General features: G+C 41.0%; 20 protein-coding genes. 14 read left to right on the forward strand and 6 right to left on the reverse strand.

All coding sequences use genetic code 11. From position 1 onward, the window contains the following. Positions 1-10: 10 nt before the first annotated feature. On the forward strand, positions 11-592 hold the full coding sequence (locus KS242_RS08695) for a histidine phosphatase family protein (RefSeq protein ID WP_217323950.1): 582 nt from the start codon (positions 11-13) through the stop codon (positions 590-592). Positions 593-695: 103 nt separating this feature from the next. Here the strand turns inward: KS242_RS08695 and KS242_RS08700 are convergent, their stop codons facing one another. Further along, on the reverse strand, positions 696-1,211 hold the full coding sequence (locus tag KS242_RS08700) for a DUF6141 family protein (RefSeq protein ID WP_371747617.1): 516 nt from the start codon (positions 1,209-1,211) through the stop codon (positions 696-698). 461 nt (positions 1,212-1,672) lie between these two features. Further along, on the reverse strand, positions 1,673-2,335 hold the full coding sequence (locus KS242_RS08705; protein WP_217323951.1) for an NUDIX hydrolase: 663 nt from the start codon (positions 2,333-2,335) through the stop codon (positions 1,673-1,675). A gap of 234 nt (positions 2,336-2,569) precedes the next feature. On the opposite strand from KS242_RS08705, the gene KS242_RS08710 reads away from it, so the two are divergent. After that, positions 2,570-2,779, forward strand: a complete 210-nt coding sequence (locus KS242_RS08710; protein ID WP_217323952.1) for a hypothetical protein — start codon at positions 2,570-2,572, stop codon at positions 2,777-2,779. A 417-nt stretch (positions 2,780-3,196) separates the two neighbouring features. On the opposite strand, the gene hisJ is transcribed toward KS242_RS08710, so the two are convergent. Further along, positions 3,197-4,015, reverse strand: a complete 819-nt coding sequence (hisJ, locus tag KS242_RS08715) for a histidinol-phosphatase HisJ (protein ID WP_217323953.1) — start codon at positions 4,013-4,015, stop codon at positions 3,197-3,199. Between the two features lie 120 nt (positions 4,016-4,135). Here hisJ and KS242_RS08720 point away from each other — a divergent pair, with 120 nt between their 5' ends. The 8 genes from KS242_RS08720 to KS242_RS08755 all read left to right on the forward strand — a co-directional run bounded on the left by KS242_RS08720 (position 4,136) and on the right by KS242_RS08755 (position 10,239). Then, the gene (locus tag KS242_RS08720) at positions 4,136-5,254 is read left to right on the forward strand and encodes an ATP phosphoribosyltransferase regulatory subunit (protein ID WP_217323954.1); all 1,119 of its coding nucleotides are present in this window, start codon (positions 4,136-4,138) and stop codon (positions 5,252-5,254) included. Further along, positions 5,251-5,868 carry an ATP phosphoribosyltransferase gene (hisG, locus tag KS242_RS08725; protein ID WP_217323955.1) on the forward strand — a complete coding sequence of 206 codons (618 nt, stop codon included), beginning with the start codon at positions 5,251-5,253 and terminating at the stop codon, positions 5,866-5,868. The genes KS242_RS08720 and hisG overlap by 4 nt, the downstream gene beginning before the upstream one ends. Then, positions 5,865-7,145 (forward strand): histidinol dehydrogenase, encoded by a 1,281-nt coding sequence (gene hisD, locus KS242_RS08730; RefSeq protein WP_254391846.1) that lies wholly within the window; start codon positions 5,865-5,867, stop codon positions 7,143-7,145. Before hisG ends, hisD begins: the two co-directional genes overlap by 4 nt. A 15-nt stretch (positions 7,146-7,160) precedes the next feature. After that, the gene (gene hisB / locus KS242_RS08735) at positions 7,161-7,748 is read left to right on the forward strand and encodes an imidazoleglycerol-phosphate dehydratase HisB (RefSeq protein WP_217323956.1); all 588 of its coding nucleotides are present in this window, start codon (positions 7,161-7,163) and stop codon (positions 7,746-7,748) included. Beyond that, positions 7,745-8,368: an imidazole glycerol phosphate synthase subunit HisH gene (gene hisH / locus KS242_RS08740; protein ID WP_217323957.1), complete on the forward strand. Its 624-nt coding sequence runs from the start codon at positions 7,745-7,747 to the stop codon at positions 8,366-8,368. The genes hisB and hisH overlap by 4 nt, the downstream gene beginning before the upstream one ends. Continuing rightward, entirely contained in the window at positions 8,365-9,123 is a 759-nt protein-coding gene (gene hisF, locus KS242_RS08745; protein ID WP_217323958.1) for an imidazole glycerol phosphate synthase subunit HisF, read from the forward strand. The genes hisH and hisF overlap by 4 nt, the downstream gene beginning before the upstream one ends. Further along, a complete protein-coding gene (hisIE, locus tag KS242_RS08750; protein WP_217323959.1) occupies positions 9,113-9,760 on the forward strand; it encodes a bifunctional phosphoribosyl-AMP cyclohydrolase/phosphoribosyl-ATP diphosphatase HisIE in 648 nt (215 codons plus the stop codon). The genes hisF and hisIE overlap by 11 nt, the downstream gene beginning before the upstream one ends. A gap of 152 nt (positions 9,761-9,912) precedes the next feature. After that, entirely contained in the window at positions 9,913-10,239 is a 327-nt protein-coding gene (locus KS242_RS08755; protein ID WP_217323960.1) for a PadR family transcriptional regulator, read from the forward strand. Between the two features lie 107 nt (positions 10,240-10,346). Here the strand turns inward: KS242_RS08755 and KS242_RS08760 are convergent, their stop codons facing one another. Then, on the reverse strand, positions 10,347-10,547 hold the full coding sequence (locus tag KS242_RS08760; RefSeq protein ID WP_217323961.1) for a hypothetical protein: 201 nt from the start codon (positions 10,545-10,547) through the stop codon (positions 10,347-10,349). A gap of 250 nt (positions 10,548-10,797) precedes the next feature. Between KS242_RS08760 and KS242_RS08765 the strand changes: the two genes are divergently transcribed. Next, complete coding sequence (locus KS242_RS08765) at positions 10,798-11,049, forward strand: DUF3923 family protein (protein WP_217323962.1); 252 nt, start codon at positions 10,798-10,800, stop codon at positions 11,047-11,049. 223 nt (positions 11,050-11,272) lie between these two features. On the opposite strand, the gene KS242_RS08770 is transcribed toward KS242_RS08765, so the two are convergent. Continuing rightward, a complete protein-coding gene (locus KS242_RS08770) occupies positions 11,273-11,575 on the reverse strand; it encodes a hypothetical protein (protein ID WP_217323963.1) in 303 nt (100 codons plus the stop codon). 241 nt (positions 11,576-11,816) lie between these two features. Between KS242_RS08770 and KS242_RS08775 the strand changes: the two genes are divergently transcribed. Beyond that, on the forward strand, positions 11,817-13,475 hold the full coding sequence (locus tag KS242_RS08775) for a catalase (protein WP_217323964.1): 1,659 nt from the start codon (positions 11,817-11,819) through the stop codon (positions 13,473-13,475). 94 nt (positions 13,476-13,569) lie between these two features. On the opposite strand, the gene KS242_RS08780 is transcribed toward KS242_RS08775, so the two are convergent. Then, a complete protein-coding gene (locus KS242_RS08780; RefSeq protein ID WP_217323965.1) occupies positions 13,570-14,208 on the reverse strand; it encodes a hypothetical protein in 639 nt (212 codons plus the stop codon). A 150-nt stretch (positions 14,209-14,358) separates the two neighbouring features. Between KS242_RS08780 and KS242_RS08785 the strand changes: the two genes are divergently transcribed. Both KS242_RS08785 and KS242_RS08790 read left to right on the forward strand, forming a co-directional pair. Continuing rightward, complete coding sequence (locus KS242_RS08785) at positions 14,359-15,318, forward strand: TRM11 family SAM-dependent methyltransferase (RefSeq protein WP_371747632.1); 960 nt, start codon at positions 14,359-14,361, stop codon at positions 15,316-15,318. Between the two features lie 777 nt (positions 15,319-16,095). Next, entirely contained in the window at positions 16,096-17,346 is a 1,251-nt protein-coding gene (locus KS242_RS08790) for an aminopeptidase (protein WP_217323967.1), read from the forward strand. Positions 17,347-17,688: the final 342 nt, after the last annotated feature.

A 17,688-nucleotide genomic window follows, 5' to 3' on the forward strand; every position in this document is an offset into this window, starting at 1 on the left:
GGAGGAAGCTATGCAAACATTTATTTATATGGTAAGACACGGAGATTCACCTAAAGAAGGGAATGAAAGAACAAGAGGGTTAACGGAGAACGGTTACATAGATGCGCAAAGAGTGACGGCAATAGTAGCAGACGAAGGAATAGATGTTGTTGTATCAAGCCCATACACACGTGCTATTTTAACCGTTAATGAAATAGCGAAGCAAATCAACCAAGACGTTCTCGTGTATGAAGATTTAAAAGAGAGAAGATTCTCAGCTGACGATAATCGAGTAGGAGATAAAGAATTAATTCCGCTGCTGGAGACGTCATTTAATGATGCAAGCTATGCTTTAGAGGGTGGAGAATCTAATGCCGATTGTCAAAAAAGAGCGGTAAACGTTTTGTTAGAACTGTTAGATAAATTCCAGGGTAAGAAAGTTGTAATAGGTACCCACGGAGCAGTAATGACATTGATGTTGGGGTATTTCGACAGCTGCTATGGATTAGATTTTTTACATAGCACGTCGAAACCGGATATTTATAAGATGGAATTTATGGGAAGAGAATTAGTAAATGTGCAAAGGATGTGGGATATAGAAGCTGATAACTAATTGACAATAGCTGAACAAATAATCCTGTGAATAAAGATTTTCATAGAGTAGATTTTACCCACTGGTTCAGAAAGGTAAGTACCTAAAATAGATACTTACCTAATTATAAAGCATTTTTTATGTCCATTGCTTTTATTAGTTCATCCGGATTTTTTGCGCTTATCACGACAGTCTGATATTTCAACGTTAGTTCAATGCCCTGTTTTCCGCTTGATATATACCCCGTTTCTCCCTTGAAGTTTACACGAAATCCCCAGCCGCCAAAACGAGTAAACGGGCTGAATTTGATGGACTTGTAGCTCTTTATTTCTTTGTATAAAAACTTCTTATATTCCAAATGAAATGGCATGAAGCGAATGTATAGACCGTCCTCATGCACTTCTACAATTAGTTTCGTCCATTTTAGTAAGATTAAAGGAAACGCGAGCCCAAATATAAGCCAAAATACGATTACAGTAGCATTTGATGCGGGTTTGCTTCCAAATGGATTTCCAAGCAAAACTTGGTGAATAAACGCATACCACATGAGTGCGGCAATGGATAGGAATATTATCCAAATAATGAGCTGGGGCCTTTGAACTTCCTTGTATAGTACGTTTCTTGTTTTTATATCGTACACCCCTTTGGTAAGAATAAATAATTCTACTTTTTAAACGCTATCGAATGCATTAAGGAGCGAATGAAGCATCTCCATAAATAAAGGCAGATAAAAGTATCATGGGAATGACAAAGAGAATCGAGAAAATCAAATTAATAATTACTAGAAGAATCTTAAACTTTTTCTTTTTTATAAAGAAAGAACACACAAGGCCGATTAGAGGATTGATTAACAGAAAGACGATTAGAAAGTTCATGACTTCTCTTACATGGACTACACTTGGCGGTACTACATTGATAGCTATATCCAATAAAGCTGCTGCAATCAGAGTCAAAAGTGGGGATAGAATAGAGAAAAGAAAGGGAAAGCTATATTTTTTCAATGTCCTCACATCCTTAGTTTGGTGAAGCTATAAAGCTGTAAGAAGAAATGAAATAGATTTATTTCTTCTTACCTTTATATTTTTAGTATGGAAGGTACTTTTATTGATTGATAAACTCGATAAGCCTTTTGACTGCTTCATCGTTTCCTGGATCAACGTATATTTCTTCTGTAGCAGCAATAATTTCTTCAAACGTTTCTCGCATTGCAGCTGTGTCCAGATTTTCATCAGGTGGAGTGCCTCCGAACCATCTTCCAAGCAGAGGTACATTGAAAACATTAATGGTACCATCTCCATTACTACTATACGTGACAGATTCATCTGCTATGCGGGAACCGCTCAGCTGGGTTACATCTTCTGGATAGTCCACAATTGGGAAATACTCAGGTTCCAGCGGTGTGCCTGCTGGGATATGTGTTACATTCAACTCGCCGATTTGTTGATTTGGTCCGAGCAGCAGCCAGATACGGGCATATTCGATTTCTTCATCGGAGTATCCCGCTAACAAATCCTCGTTCTCATCTGTAGGATCTGAATTGCTATCTTGTTTTTCATTTGTAACAGTTTCTTCAGTACTGTTTTCTTTAGATTCCTCTACAGAATCATCTCTCTTAGTAGCATCTAATCTTGCGTTAGAGGCTGATGTTTCGTCTGCGTCTGTCTGCGTATTCTCATCATTCGTATGTTCTTCTGCGCTGGAAGCACTATTGTTTGGAGCTTGTTGGGTTTCGTTTTCATTATTTGCACAGCCAGTCAGTAACATTACTAGCACGAATAAAATAGTATGGCAGTAAATGATGATTGTTTGCTTTTTCGTGTGATTATTTCCTTTTCTCTTAAAACTAGTCTGTATACATATTCAATAGTACCATATAAAGGAAGTGTGATTGAGTTTTTAAGAATATTACCATGCAGACAGCCATTTGCTAATATGTAATTTTATAGTAATATTTATAGGTGGTGTCACCATTATTACATGTTTTAGGAGGTGGAGGGGTTGAAAAAGAGTACGCCAGAAGAATGTAAAAAAAGTTCGCTTATGTGCTTTATTATTACAGGATTACTAATTGTGGGGTATACATTCGATTTTCTTATTGAGGAAGGATTTGATGAGAGTATGTTTACTTCGTCGCCTTTATTTTTTGCTTCTTTAATCGCAGGTTCCTATTATAAAGTGAGAGCGAAGAGACTGATACGACAGAGTTAAAGTGAGCATGATGAAAGTCCCTTATCGTGTATGTCGTTCAGCAGATTGCCTAAACTGTTACGATTTATATTGTGCGGCACTTCGCAATTTGCATCAAATGATTTCCCGATTAGGAAGCCAGCAGTGTACGATGTGGAAATTTGCAGGCTGATTATGGCTGCTGGATACATAGCGAATGAAGAGAAAAACGATTTATAGGGTGCAGTGTGATAAATTGTTTAGGTGCTGGACAAGCTGTATCACAGAAGACTTTTTTAGAAAAAGGCTGTCGGTAGTATCCGGATGGTGTCGAGAAAATGTTCCACGTGGCCCACTTTATAAAGACCATCTCATTGGTAGATAACACGTTTTGTTAGAAGGACCCTTTCTTTATCATAGCTGCGCTAAACAGATTTTAGCGCAGCTATTGTATTATCATTATGTTTGCGGAAGCTGTAACGGATAGTCTTGCAGTTCTTCAAAACCTTTCCCAATTCCTGCAGCTGCATGACTATCAGACCCCGAAACTAGCGGAATGCCAAGCTCTATGGCGTGGTGAATAAGTCGAACTGGCGGGTACATTTCTTTACATAATGGCTTGAACAGCCCGGCCGTATTCACGTCCAGTTCATAACCGTTCTTTTTAATCAATGCTAATAGCTGCTGTTGTTCTTCCCAAAAGTCAGCAGGCTGGGGGTAAGCGAGTTGGAATTTTTGAATCAACGTGATGTGGCCAATACGTTTTGGCTTAAATCTGCCAAGTTCTGCTTCAACAGACGCTTGTAAACTGTCATAATAAGCTTTATAGAGTAGGTTCAGTCCGCCAAAAGCTTTTGCTGCACGACCAAACGTTTCTTCACTAAAATCCATGCAGAAAAAAGACTTATTTGGCGCTTGCAGCATATGAACAGAGAGGATACTGTCATCTATTTCGGCTCCATACATATCAAGAAACTGCTTTGTTTCGTACTCATAACCTTGGATATAATCGACTTCAAATCCGATGTTAATTTGCAAATCTTGCTCATACTGCTTCTGCAGCGCTTGTCCTTCTTTCAAATAAGCTTCCACCTTATCCCGATCCATGGTGCTGTCTTGCTGGGGAGCGGGGTCCGTAAAGCTTTCCGGAAGCGGAGCGTGTTCGGTGAAAGAAAGATGAGTCAGTCCTTTCTCTATTGCCTGCAGGACATAAGCTTCCATTTTATCGGCGGATCCGTGCTGGCAATATTGAGTATGTACGTGAAAATCTCCAATCATATGCTTGCTCCTTTCGTTATGTGTTGACGCTAGTATCTCATTATGTTACATTCAAATCAATAGAAATCCTTTACTTTGGTAAAGTGGTAGAATGATAAAGATAGAATCGGAGGGTTCGAGATGTTCTTACCTGCAGGGAGCCGCGATTTGACAGGCAAACAGCTTACTAATCGCGTCGCTATATATGAAACGTTCCAGTCTGTTGTGAATTTACGGAATTATCAATCGATTGAGACGCCAGTTATTGAATATAGCAATACTTTCACTAATTCATATGCCGGAATGACAATGAAAAAGATGCTCAAATGGTTTGATGAAGAAGGAGAGATTGAAGTACTGCGACCTGATTGGACAATCGCTGTAGCAAGAGCTTTATCCAATCAGCAGTCAAAGCAGCAGAAATGGGCTTACGCGGGTTCCGTGTTTCGAAAAGATCATAATGGCGTCGAAAGTCATCAAGCAGGAATTGAAATTATTCGAACACCAGGGCTTTACGGGGAATATGAAAGTCTGTTCACTGCCGTTCGTTTCTTACGAGAGCTTGGCGTGGATAGTTACAGCGTTGAACTCGGGCATACCGAAATCTTTGAAACGTTTATCGCTTCGTTAGAATTGGATGAAGAAAAAGCATCTCAAGTAAGGCAGGCTATGCATGATAAACGAAAAGACGAAGTGTATCGGTTGATTAGCGAAACAGGCAGCGAGCAAACAGCGGCAGCGGTTGCTGATTTGGCCGATGCTTTCGGCGGGACAGCTGTATTAGCTAAATACGAGCAGGAATGGGCCGAGGAACCGAAGCTGCTTGCTGTTATTCAAGAATTGCAGCAGCTGGCATTAGCGTTAGAAGAGCTTGGGCAGGACGTTATTGTTGATCTTGGGCGTGTCAAACAGCTCCCTTATTATAATGGCGCCATGTTCCGCGGATTTGTAGCAGCAAACGGAGCAGAGTGCTTCTCTGGAGGCAGATATGATGAGCTGTATGAACAGTTTGGCGGCAGCATGAGTGCTGTCGGATTAGCATTTGATATGGATGTCCTCGCAGCAGCACTACCAGCAGCAGCTAAGCAAGAAAGAGTGTGCCTCATGACTGATGAACAAGGTTTGATTGCTGCAGAAAAACTGCGTGATAAGTTCCCGCATGCTGTCGTAGATGTCAGAGTGGGTGAAACGGCAGAATCATATGATCAAGTCTTTCAGCTAGTTCGAAACGGCGAAGAATACGAGGTGAAGGTTAAATGAAACCAGTTATTGCGTTAACGAAAGGCCGTGTTGAGAAACAATTCCTTGCTTACTTGGAGGAGCGCGCCATTGATAGCACACCGCTTGTGGAAAAAGGGCGCAAATTGAGTGTGGAGACAGATCAAGCTATTTATTTCTTCGCAAAAGGCGTTGACGTGACCACGTACGTGGAGCATGGCATTGCCGATCTAGGTGTAGTTGGCGAAGATATTATAGCGGAGTTTCAGCCTGATGTGTTCAATCTCTTTCCGCTTCCGTTCGGTGCTTGCAAGATGGCGGTTGCTGCGGAAAAAACGAAAGTTTGGCCTGACCGGAAGAAAAGAATCGCCAGCAAATACACGAATATAACAAAGCAATTTTACTTAGATAAAGGTGAATCAGTCGATATTATTAAGCTGGAAGGATCTGTTGAATTGGCTCCGCTGCTTGGATTGGCGGATGCGATTGTCGATATCGTGGAAACTGGCACTACGTTAAAGGAAAACGGATTAGAAGTTATCGAGGATATTCAACACTTCACTGCCAGAGTCATTGCCAATCGTTCTTCTTTAAAAATGAAACGTGATATATTGCAGCCTTACTTAAACATTCTGCAGGAAGAAGTGAGCACATGATGAAGAGACTTACTAGCGCGCAATTTCTGGAACAGTTTTGCACTCGCAATACAGACAGTGGTTTTGATGCTGAAGTACTGCAGACCGTTTCGGCAATTTTGCAGGATGTTCGCCTGTACAAAGATGAAGCCGTACAAAAGTACACAGCAAAGTTTGACGGTACCACAGCGAAGGGGCTGCTTGTATCAGAAGCAGAAATCCAAGAAGCCAAGGCAAAAGTTGCGCCTGCAACACTGGCAGCTTTACAAAAAGCGGCTGCTAATATCCGATCGTTCCATGAAAAACAGGTTATCACTTCTCGTATCATGACTGCAGAAGATGGCAAACAGCTCGGGCAACTCGTGCTGCCGATGGAGCGGATAGGTATTTATGTACCTGGGGGCAAAGCTGTATATCCATCGACAATTTTAATGAATGCTATACCAGCTCGTCTGGCAGGCGTTCAGGAAATTATTATGGTGACACCAGTGAGAGATAACGGAGCTATTATGCCAGTACTTGTTGCTGCAGCAGAAATTGCTGGCGTTGATAAGATTTATAAAATTGGCGGTGCTCAAGCAATCGGTGCTTTAGCTTACGGCACCGAAACGATTGCGCCAGTCGATAAGATTGTCGGACCTGGCAATGCTTATGTAGCTGCAGCTAAAATGCTCGTGTTTGGACAAGTAGGAATCGATATGATTGCTGGACCATCTGAAGTTGCCATCATTGCGGATGAAACAGCGGATCCGGCATTTGTTGCAGCAGATTTGTTAGCACAAGCTGAACACGATGAAAATGCCAGGGTTGTGCTTTTGACAAATAGCGATATGCTTATCTATTCAGTGGAACGTGAGCTGGAAAGACAGCTGGAGAAGCTGCCCCGCAGAGCTATCGCCAAAGAAGCACTGAACGGGAACAGCGCTATTGTACAGACAGATTCACTGGAGGAGAGTTTTGCATTATCCAATAGCTTCGCCCCAGAACATTTGGAAATACAAACAAGCAATCCACAAGCAAAGCTAGGCAAAATTAAACATGCCGGATCCGTTTTTTTAGGCGCATATGCTCCGACAGCATTAGGCGACTATTATGGAGGAACAAACCATGTGCTGCCGACCAATGGCACAGCTAGATTTTCATCTGGCCTCAGCGTGGATGACTTTATTAAAAAAACGACGTACACGTACTACGATAAACAAGCACTAAAACAAAGCCAAGGAAGCGTCGTCCAGTTAACAGACGAGGAGCAGCTGGCAGGGCACGGAGAATCGATTAACATTCGTTTCAAGGAATAGACAGGGGGAAGTACGATGCGCAAAGCCGAAAAAGCACGCGAAACGTTAGAAACAAAAATCAGTATCTCAGTGAATTTAGATGATAACAGCAATATCTCTATCAATACAGGTGTAGGTTTCTTCGATCATATGCTTACGCTGTTCGCAAGTCATGCAAGAATTGGCTTAGTAGTGGAAGCAGAGGGTGATTTGCATATCGACAGCCATCATACAGTGGAAGACACTGGCATTGTACTCGGACAGCTGATAAAAGAAGCGCTTGGCAGCAAAGAAGGGATAAACCGATACGGGCATGCTTTTGTGCCGATGGACGAGACATTAGGATTTGTCGCGCTTGATATAAGCGGCCGTCCTTTCTTAGTTTTCGATGCATTGTTTGACAATCCAAAACTCGGAAACTTTGATACCGAGCTTGTACGAGAATTTTTCCAAGCTTTTTCGGTTCATGCTGGTGTGACACTTCATGCAAAAGTCCACTACGGTTCCAACACGCATCACAAAGCAGAATCGTTGTTTAAAGCGCTTGGGCAGTCGCTAGCGATTGCTATTCAAGTGAACCCTGCTATTAAAGGCGTCAACAGTACGAAAGGGCTGATTGAATGATTGCAATCGTTGATTATGGTGTTGGCAATGTGGCTAGTGTGGCCAACGCTTGTAAACAGCTAGGCTATGAAACGATTCTGACGGATAAGAAAGAAGAATTTGAACAAGCAACGCATATTATTCTGCCCGGAGTCGGATCGTTTCGTGCCGCAATGGAAGAAATCGAGCGACGGAATCTTCGCAATTTGCTCCTAGATTTGGCATCTCGCAAACCATTTATCGGCATTTGTGTCGGCATGCAGCTGCTCTTTGAGAAAGGCTTTGAGCATGGCGAAACCGAGGGACTCGGTCTCCTGCCTGGAACAGTTGCCAAGATTGAAACAGAGCATTTGCTTCCTCACATTGGCTGGAATGCACTAGAAGTGAGCGATAACTTCCCAACTTATTCTGATCATCAAGGGAAGCATGTCTACTTCGTGCATAGCTATCAAGCCTATACACCAGCAGCGTACATTGTCGCCAGTACAGAATACGGCACACAAATCCCGGCTATTGTGCAAAAGAATAATATTTGCGGTATTCAATTCCACCCGGAGAAAAGTGAGAAAGTGGGACAGCTATTGCTGCAAAGTGTGTTTGAAAGCAGCCAGCAGTCTGTGCGCAAGGAGGAAAGCAAATGATCGCCAAACGTATTATCCCATGTCTGGATGTAAAGGAAGGAACAGTTGTGAAAGGGACAAATTTTGTTTCGCTGCGTGAATTAGGAGACCCTGTGGCAATGGCAGCAGCTTATTCGAAAAGCGGAGCCGACGAAATTGTTTTTCTCGATATTTCTGCAACGCATGAAGGACGAGCTACAATAATGGATATTGTCCGCCAAACTGCATTGCATGTGTTTGTACCATTCACAGTTGGAGGCGGCGTTCGTACAATTGAAGATATGAAGACAATGCTGCAAGCTGGAGCTGATAAAGTAGCGGTTAATTCGGCTGCAGTCACAAATCCAGCGTTGATTACGCAAGGAGCAGAGAGATTCGGTTCCCAATGTATCGTGGTTGCTATTGATGCAAAGCGTTTTGATGACGGCTGGCACGTTGTCACGCACGGCGGGCGCAAAGATACTGGTATTGATGCTATCGAATGGGCGAAAGAAGCCGAAGCAAGAGGTGCAGGAGAGATCTTGCTAACCAGCATGGATGCAGATGGTGTGAAAACCGGTTATGACTTGCCGCTTACCAAAGCAATCGTGGAAAAAGTTCGTATTCCCGTCATCGCGTCAGGAGGCTGTGGCAGTCCTGAACACATAACCGAAGTATTCCAGCAAACAGATGTATCAGCAGCGCTTGCTGCTTCCATCTTCCATGATAAAACATTCAGCATTGATGAAGTGAAACAAAATTGCCAACAGGAAGGAGTGCGCATCCGTGAAGCCTGATTTTACAAAAGGACTTGTCCCAGCCATCGTGCAGGATAGCCAGACGAAGCAAGTGCTGATGCTTGCTTACATGAATGAAGAAGCATACGAAAAAACAGTCGAAACAAAACAAACATGGTTCTATTCCCGCTCAAGAGAAGCGCTATGGAACAAAGGAGCAACGTCTGGTAACACCCAGCAAGTTGTCGACATGAAACTAGACTGTGATCAGGACACCATCCTGATTAGCGTCCTTCCGAAAGGACCAGCCTGCCACACAGGAGAAGTGAGCTGTTTCTATAACGAGACGCCAATTACAGGAGAAACAGAAGAAACAAATATCTTCCATACAGTGATGGAAGAAGCTGAAGATCGGAAAAAACACCCTGTCGAAAATTCCTACACAAACTATTTGTATCAAAAAGGAGTCGATAAAATCGGTAAGAAAGTCATCGAAGAAGCTGGGGAAGTTGTTATTGCAGCAAAAAATGATGACGCAAAAGAATTGGTCAATGAGGTAAGTGATTTGCTGTATCACAGCTTCGTTTTGCTCGCCAATCAAGGCGTTCGCCTGCAGGAAGTTGAAGCAGAGCTAGCACGGCGTTTCCAAAAGAAGGGGAATAATAAAGGAGAGCGTCCGCCGATTGAAGAGTGGTGACGCTCTTCTTTATCATCTAAGAACGCTAAAGGGATTATTGACAACCGTTACGACTCTGCAATACGATATAGCGGACGCGAAGTAGGTAATGCGAGGTACGGCATAAAGTCCTGTGTTACAATGCATCTAGATTAATAATGGGAGAGAACTTCTTGGAAAACATACCAGAAATGCTGATAGGATTACTAGAAGGCTGTGTGCTTGAAATCATTAGCCACGGCGAAACGTATAGCTATGAAATCACAAAACAGCTGCGAGAACTTGGTTTTACAGATGTGATGGAAGGTACAGTGTATACAATTACAACACGTCTTGAGAAAAACAAGCTTGTGGACATTGAGAAAAAGCCATCCACGATGGGGCCGCCCAGAAAGTTCTACACGCTAAATGCCGCAGGTCAAAAGCAGCTAAAAGTCTTTTGGGAAAAATGGGGCTTTATTTCGAGTAAGATTAACGAACTAAAAACTAAAAGAACATAAAACAAACAAGAAAGTTTTGCTGCTACAGATGCTGAGTACCTCAAAACAGAAGGACTAAAAGCAGGAATAAATCTGCTTTCAGTCACCTCGTTTTCTCCGATATTTCTCTACGTATTATTTAGAAGATCTTGAAGAAGTGAGATAGTGAGAATTAGCGTTAGTAAGGTACCTGCACATATTAAAGTCAATACTTTTACTCCTAACCCTTCTTTCTCATTATGGCCTTTGTCTTTTATCACTTCTCGGCTGACCTCATTCCAGATTAAGGCTGACGCTAATACGACAATGACGATAAAGGATGCAGACATTTTATACCCCCATCTTTTTCTGAATTTTAACACATTTGATTAAATGAAGATTGCATTATTATCCAGAAACACAAAATTTCTAAAGTGCTTTTCTAAAAAGAACTAGAATGATGGCTCAGATTCGTAGTTAGATTTAAGCCGTCATCAATTTTGTTTCATGGTATGTTAGTTATTTGCTTTTTCACTTAAGGTGTTCAATGTAACAAGAATATGTTATGGTAAAAAAAACCATATGAGTGGGGGGATACTTATGAAAGTATCTTGGATTGCTTGGTGGATTATTAATGCTATATTACTTACAGGAATAATTACAATTTCAGTTTTTGTCTGGACCAGAAGTGTAGACGCAGCTGGAATTGTACAGACTTATGAAACCAGAATGATTAGCTTTATCATTCTTACTTTGGTATTTATTATCCCATTGGCCGTACAGATTATTTGGATGATTATTAACTTCGTGGTAGCGAAAAACAAGAAAGGAAATACCTTGGACCTGCAATGAATCACAGTCACTAATAACGTAATTGTGCGCAAGATAGCTTGTTAAAAGAAGATTGACTATTGCAACAAAAATAAAGCCTAGGACATTTCCTTGGCTTTATTTTTGTTTTTAAAACAATTCCAGGATGGTAAGGTGGAGATTTTTTCAGCAAGTTAGTCGGGAGAATCGGAGAATATAAAATATCAGCATACAACATGAAAAAATCCTAGATAAATAATCGTTACTAATGAATTTGATTACTCCTGTCTAACGTATACATACCAGCTAAAAGTATCATCGTACTTGGAATTAAAGAAAGAAAAGCAAGTGCATAAATACCAGTAATGGAAGTCAAGATAAGTAACGTGCCGCTTATCATTGGTTTTTTAGTGACATAAAAGGAGCTAATTGCTGCGGTGATTCCACTAAGCATACCTAAGAAACCTATATTCCCAAACGTATACGAATCGTCGATAACGGCAAAGAGTTGTGCTGCAAGCGAAACAAGCAGACCAAGCATACCGCCAATTAGAGCTAAATACTTCATACCTGATCACCCTTTTAAATGAGAGTAGAGAAGCGAAAAGCTAAGAATACTTTATAGTGAAAATTCTCACCAATAGTACCTTTAGGGATGTTTGAAAATTATCCCCACTACTTCAATTTAGAAAATGGATTAGCTGAGTAGCAACATCTTGATGAAAAGGCGAAATAAGAGTTTAAAATGATGCAAACCGGGAAACAATTTGTAACTAGAAGTTATCTTTTAATTCATTATAAGAATCAGTATGAATTATTTAAGGAGGTACTCCATTTTGGCTGAAGACAAAAATAAGAATGTTGAGAGAAAATCGTTAACTACGAGGCAGGGGCATCCTGTTACGGATAATCAGAATATCCGTACAATTGGTGACCGTGGACCAGCAACACTTGAGAATTATCACTTTATTGAAAAAATCTCCCATTTTGATCGTGAAGAGGTACCTGAAAGGGTCGTACATGCTAGAGGAGCTGGCGCCTTCGGTTATTTTGAAACGTACGGAAAAGTAGGGGACGAACCTGTAGAAAAGTATACACGGGCTAAAGTATTTTCAGGCGCTGGTAAGAAGACGCCTTTAATGGTTCGTTTTTCAACAGTAGCAGGCTCGAAGGATTCTCCAGAAACAGATCGAGATCCGCGTGGATTTGCGGTGAAAATGTATACAGAAGATGGAAACTGGGACTTGGTAGGTAACAACCTTAAGATTTTCTTTATCCGCGATGCGATGAAGTTTCCTGATATGATTCATGCGTTTAAAGCTGACCCAGTGTCAAATGTGCCCAACCCGCAGCGTATGTTTGACTTTGTTTCACGTACACCAGAGGCAACACATATGATTACATTTTTGTTTTCCCCATATGGCATACCAGCAACCTACCGCCATATGCAAGGTTCCGGCGTGAATACGTACAAATGGGTAAATGAAAAAGGCGAGGCTGTCCTTGTGAAATACCACTGGGAACCGAAGCAAGGCATCCGGAATCTGACCCAAGAAGAAGCAACTTACATTCAAGGGAAAAATACAAGCCATGCTACACAAGATTTATACGAGTCAATCGAGCGTGGCGAATACCCGGAATGGGAGCTTTTTGTACAAATCATGGAAGATGGCTACCACGAAGAACTTGACTTCGATCCTTTGGATGATACAAAACTATGGCCGGAAGATAAATTCCCATGGCTGCCAGTCGGGCGTATGGTTCTAGACCGCAATCCAGTAGATTATCACGCAGAAATTGAGCAAGCTGCCTTCGGTACAGGCGTACTTGTTGACGGAATGGATTTCTCGGACGATAAGATGTTACAAGGTCGTACGTTCTCCTATTCCGATACACAGCGCTACCGGGTAGGAGCAAACTATTTGAAACTGCCGGTTAATGCACCGAAAGCCCCTGTACACACCAATCAGCATCGTGGGCAAATGGATACACGCGATCCGCAAGAATCTGGTGATGACCCACATATCAATTATGAGCCATCCATGCTTGGCGGTTATCAGGAAGCGAATAAAGAAGAACGTGTACCACACCGTCCAACCTATAACGCTGCAGCAATGACCGCACCAATTGATCGTCCTAACAATTACGGTCAAGCAGGAGAAACATACCGTAGTTTAGAGGATTGGGAGCGGGAGGAACTGATCAAAAATCTTTCTGACGCATTAACAGTATGTGATAAATCTATCCAAGATGCCATGGTCGAACACTTTACGCAAGCAGATGAAGAATACGGCCGTCGTGTGAAAGAAGGCATTGAAGCAAAATTAAAAGAGATCAAGGAAAATAACCAGGAAGATCAACTTCCTGGAAGAGAATCAGGGAAAACAAAGTTTGGACAAGGTTCCTTATCTGCAAACGAAGCAACAGAAGATGCAGTGGAAGAAAGTCGAGAATCAGATCGTTATTAATTAGTTAATCGAAAAAGTCGCCAATCTTGGCGGCTTTTTTTGTGTGTATAATGGTTCCAGTTGATTTTTACTTGTACTTATAGTCAGCTTATATTTATTTATAGATAAGGCAAAATTCCCTCTCTAAATAAACAGTTAAAGCATCAATAGGAGTTACTATTTTTACATGTGAATTAGATTGGATAAGCGTTGCAGCATCAACCATAGATAGTTGTGGAAAAGCAATAACTCCACTAGCTTCTGCATTAAGTACATGTTCGATTATCGCTTTCGTGTAATCGTTTTTTCTGTTAGCCATAATAAGCTGAAATGCGTTAGGAATGATTTCAAATAAATACCTCTTGCTGTTTGCTTTATCGTTCACTGAATACAGTCGGTCCATGGTTCCTTGGACTGTATCTGGATTCGTAAAGTACAATCTGGCAGTTTCATATCTGTCTAACTCATGAAAGAATGGCTCATCAATTTTTATGATTGGAATATCTATGTTAATGTCTGTCGGTAAATAGAGAATATAGTTCGTACAGGTAATAAGGATAGCGTCTGGATTAGTTGAGCTTATCCAATGTATTTGTTCCTCGACCTTGCGATATGGATTAAATGATTGATTTTCTTTAAAATGATGCATCAGGGCTGGGTCTGTAAAGTGTGTTAAAGCAACATCGTAGGGAGCCAAAGCTTTCTCAATATAGTTTATATTCGAATAATGGGCATGTAAGCATGCTATATGCAAATGATCACTCCGCAAATTTGTGTTATGTATTTTTTCCTAGGATTAATAACACCTTCGACAAGTTCTGTCAGGAAACCTCTATAAAAATAGCTATTGCTGATTCTCTGTTATAATAGACTTAAATCGTGGTCAAGAAAGGCTTAAATAATGATAACTCAAAACAAAGCACAACCAGAATACCTATACACGTACGCACATGGGCTCGAAGAAGATTCTCTTTGTGGATTAGAACAAAGAGCCCTTTTCGGGGAAGAAACAGACAACCTTATAAAAAGTACGAAAAATATAGATCCAAGCAGAAGTCCGTTTATAAAGGGAAGACTTTCGATTCTTTATACAGCTGATACAGTTGAAGCTATTTCCAAACAAGTGGAACAGATAGAGCTGCATGACCAAACGTTTAAGGTGCTTTACCTGAAAATAAATGACCTTCCTGATGATCAAAAAATTGAATTTGCACAAAGACGGGAAATTGAGAGAGAAATTGGCTGGAACATTGTCGGAGAGGCAGATATGCATAATCCTGACATTCTATTTGGTATTGTTCCGTTTCAAGGGCGCTGGTATTTCGGTGCCTACCAGGAAAGCGAATCTGTGTGGCTGCATCATGTAAAGAAACCGCAGGAATACTCCACTGCACTAAGCACACGTTTGGCCAGAGCGGTTGTCAATATAGCAGTTCCTGACCCATTAGGTGTCCGTGTGATCGATCCGTGCTGCGGAATAGGGACGGTGCTCGTTGAAGCGCTCTCGATGAATATTCCAATTATCGGATCGGATCGAAATCCTTTAGTAGTCAAAGGAGCTAGAGAGAATATTGTCCATTTTGATTACCAAGGGCAAGCAGAAGTAAAAGACATTGCAGACGAACAAGGCCATTATGATGTGGCAATTGTAGATATGCCATACAACATTTATTCCCGAGCAACAACGGAAGAGCAGTATACAATTATTAAGCACGCCAGAAGAATAGCGGATAAAATGGTTATTCTAACGATTGAAAATATGGACGAGATGATTCTAAAAGCAGGCTTCACCATAGTGGATCGCGGTGTGGCGAATAAAGGTGTGAAAGCCCTGTTTTCGAGGCAGGTACTTGTATGCGAGTAAAAAACCATCCTAACTATTGTCTGGACATAAATTGAGGTAAACCCCTGATGAGCTATAGCTATCAGGGGTTTTATTGCATACATTAGGCTATTTTCACATAATGGTTTCGAAATTGACATAACAACATATCGTTGGTATAAATTGGTTGAATACAAAATTGGGGTATTCTCTTGAGTTATAAGAACTTCTTTAAAGGTCCTGCTGCTATAAGTACTTTGTGCGCTTTATGTTCGTTAACTTTAGGGCTAACAAATTTCTTGCTCATAAAGTTAACTCTTGAATTCTGGAAGGAATTAAGATTTCTTGTTGATGGCGTTATCACCATTATACTAATCACCTCCTTGATTGCCTTTCTGTTTTCTTTGTTTGTCCATGATAGAAAAGTGAGACTGCCACTTATTATATCAACTGCGGTTATAGGTCTTGTATTAACTCCTCTTACAATGATAACTGGTGTTTTTTAGATATAAATACATGAAAAGGATCAAACGGAAGAGATGATTAGAAGAGTAGAAAATAATAACAGCATTTTACTTTTTATAAGTTTCTAAGCCGTAGAATGTTTCTTATCGAGTTACTTCTGATTTTTGGTTCGTCAACAACTCATGAGGTAATATGTCCTTTTCGATATGAGTAAATTCATATTCATACAATCTATTTAAGAATTTCTTGCTAAAATCCCTTAACTTGAAAGCAGTATGTTATCTATAACGAAATTTTCTAATTCAATTTTTCATTTAATCAAGGTATAAATAGTTAGGAGCTGTGTGTGAACTTATGAAAGGAATATTTGAACTGGTTAGTGAAAACCAATTACAAAAGTATGCCGAACTTGCGGTACGATTTGGTGTAAATGTGCAAAAAAATCAATTAGTGGTTATCCATAGTGACGTAAAAAATGTAACTTTTGCACGTCTTATCCAAATGGCAGCCTATGAAGCGGGGGCTTCAAATGTAGTGATGGACTGGACAGACGAAGAGTCTACCAAAGCATTTTATATACATGCCGCAGATGATGCCATCAATCACTTTCCCAACTGGCAGCATGCACGGTATAAGGAGTGGGACGCTGCAGGTGCTGCTTACATCCACATTATTTCTGAAAACTTCGACATCTCTAAGGGCGTTTCCACAGAACGAATTAGCCACTTTCAAAAGGCCTTCCGCACCAAGTTGGAGAATCATTATGCAAAGATTAGGTCCCACGAGGTACGCTGGTGCCTTCTAGCTGTTCCGTCCTTCTCATGGGCCGCAAAAGTATTTCCTCACGTAAGGAAAGAAGAAGCCGTGCAATTGTTATGGCAAGCCATCTTAAGTGGGGCACGGGCAGATGGAATATATCCTATCAAAGACTGGGAAAATCATAACCGAGCCTTTGAGTCCAGGAAAACATTTTTAAACAATCATCAATTTGAAGCCTTGCATTTTACCAATAGCCGAGGAACGGACCTCGTCGTCGGCATGCCTAACAATCATGTATTTATCGGCGGGGGAGTGACAGATAACAAGGGAATCTCGTTCTTTCCGAACATCCCTACAGAGGAGATATTTTCAGCACCGCATAAAGACAAGGTGAATGGCAGACTAGTAGCCACAAAACCGCTTGTCTATGGGGGGAGAGTCATCCATGATGTTTCCCTCATTTTTCAAGATGGACAGATTACGGCCTATGATGCCGCCACTGGCCAGGAAGCGTTAGAACATCTCATCGAAACAGACGAAGGTTCCCATTATCTCGGGGAAATTGCCTTGGTCTCTAACCATTCTCCTCTTGCTCATGCGGATATGCTTTTTTACAATACCTTGTTTGATGAAAATACGGCCTGCCATATTGGCATCGGCAACGCTTCTCCATCCAACCTACAACATGGCAGCAACCTATCAGGGAAAGCGTTGAAAGAAGCAGGACTGAATTCGTCCCTCTTGTTAGTTAATGTGACTTTTGGTTCCGAAGATATGAATGTGGCAGGGAGGAAAGAAGGGAGAGCAGAAGTTTTATTGATGAAAGATGGTGATTTTCAATTTTAAGAAAAGGGTCAAATGGTATTTATAAACGACAGTTGGTTAAGGTTATAATCAATTCCTTTGTAGGAGCATCTCGCTGTGAACATACGAATACGTGCACTAGCAACAATAGTTGGCAAGAGTCTAAATTTGTTAGTGATAATTTCGATGAATTTGCGGATAAAGGTTTCACAGAAAAGCAACTATCACCACACAGCAGTTAACAAATAAGAAAAAGCGTTGATTAATGATTGACAGGGATTTTAAAGATAAAGTATTTATAAGGATCCTATCCCTATAAATAAGTTTAGAAAGAATATTATCAACCGTTAAAAGATATGCTGCCTCTATTTTTGATCTTATAAA

The organism is Terribacillus sp. DMT04, assembly GCF_019056395.1.
GTDB lineage: Bacteria > Bacillota > Bacilli > Bacillales > Amphibacillaceae > Terribacillus > Terribacillus aidingensis_A.

Excerpts from the sequence above, each read along its gene's own strand:
- KS242_RS08695 (WP_217323950.1), top strand. The coding sequence starts at position 11 with ATGCAAACATTTATTTATATGGTAAGACACGGAGATTCACCTAAAGAA.
- KS242_RS08705 (WP_217323951.1), bottom strand. The coding sequence starts at position 2,335 with ATGTTACTGACTGGCTGTGCAAATAATGAAAACGAAACCCAACAAGCT.
- hisJ (WP_217323953.1), bottom strand. The coding sequence starts at position 4,015 with ATGATTGGAGATTTTCACGTACATACTCAATATTGCCAGCACGGATCC.
- KS242_RS08720 (WP_217323954.1), top strand. The coding sequence starts at position 4,136 with ATGTTCTTACCTGCAGGGAGCCGCGATTTGACAGGCAAACAGCTTACT.
- hisG (WP_217323955.1), top strand. The coding sequence starts at position 5,251 with ATGAAACCAGTTATTGCGTTAACGAAAGGCCGTGTTGAGAAACAATTC.
- hisD (WP_254391846.1), top strand. The coding sequence starts at position 5,865 with ATGATGAAGAGACTTACTAGCGCGCAATTTCTGGAACAGTTTTGCACT.
- hisB (WP_217323956.1), top strand. The coding sequence starts at position 7,161 with ATGCGCAAAGCCGAAAAAGCACGCGAAACGTTAGAAACAAAAATCAGT.
- hisH (WP_217323957.1), top strand. The coding sequence starts at position 7,745 with ATGATTGCAATCGTTGATTATGGTGTTGGCAATGTGGCTAGTGTGGCC.
- hisF (WP_217323958.1), top strand. The coding sequence starts at position 8,365 with ATGATCGCCAAACGTATTATCCCATGTCTGGATGTAAAGGAAGGAACA.
- KS242_RS08760 (WP_217323961.1), bottom strand. The coding sequence starts at position 10,547 with ATGTCTGCATCCTTTATCGTCATTGTCGTATTAGCGTCAGCCTTAATC.
- KS242_RS08765 (WP_217323962.1), top strand. The coding sequence starts at position 10,798 with ATGAAAGTATCTTGGATTGCTTGGTGGATTATTAATGCTATATTACTT.
- KS242_RS08770 (WP_217323963.1), bottom strand. The coding sequence starts at position 11,575 with ATGAAGTATTTAGCTCTAATTGGCGGTATGCTTGGTCTGCTTGTTTCG.
- KS242_RS08775 (WP_217323964.1), top strand. The coding sequence starts at position 11,817 with ATGAATTATTTAAGGAGGTACTCCATTTTGGCTGAAGACAAAAATAAG.
- KS242_RS08790 (WP_217323967.1), top strand. The coding sequence starts at position 16,096 with ATGAAAGGAATATTTGAACTGGTTAGTGAAAACCAATTACAAAAGTAT.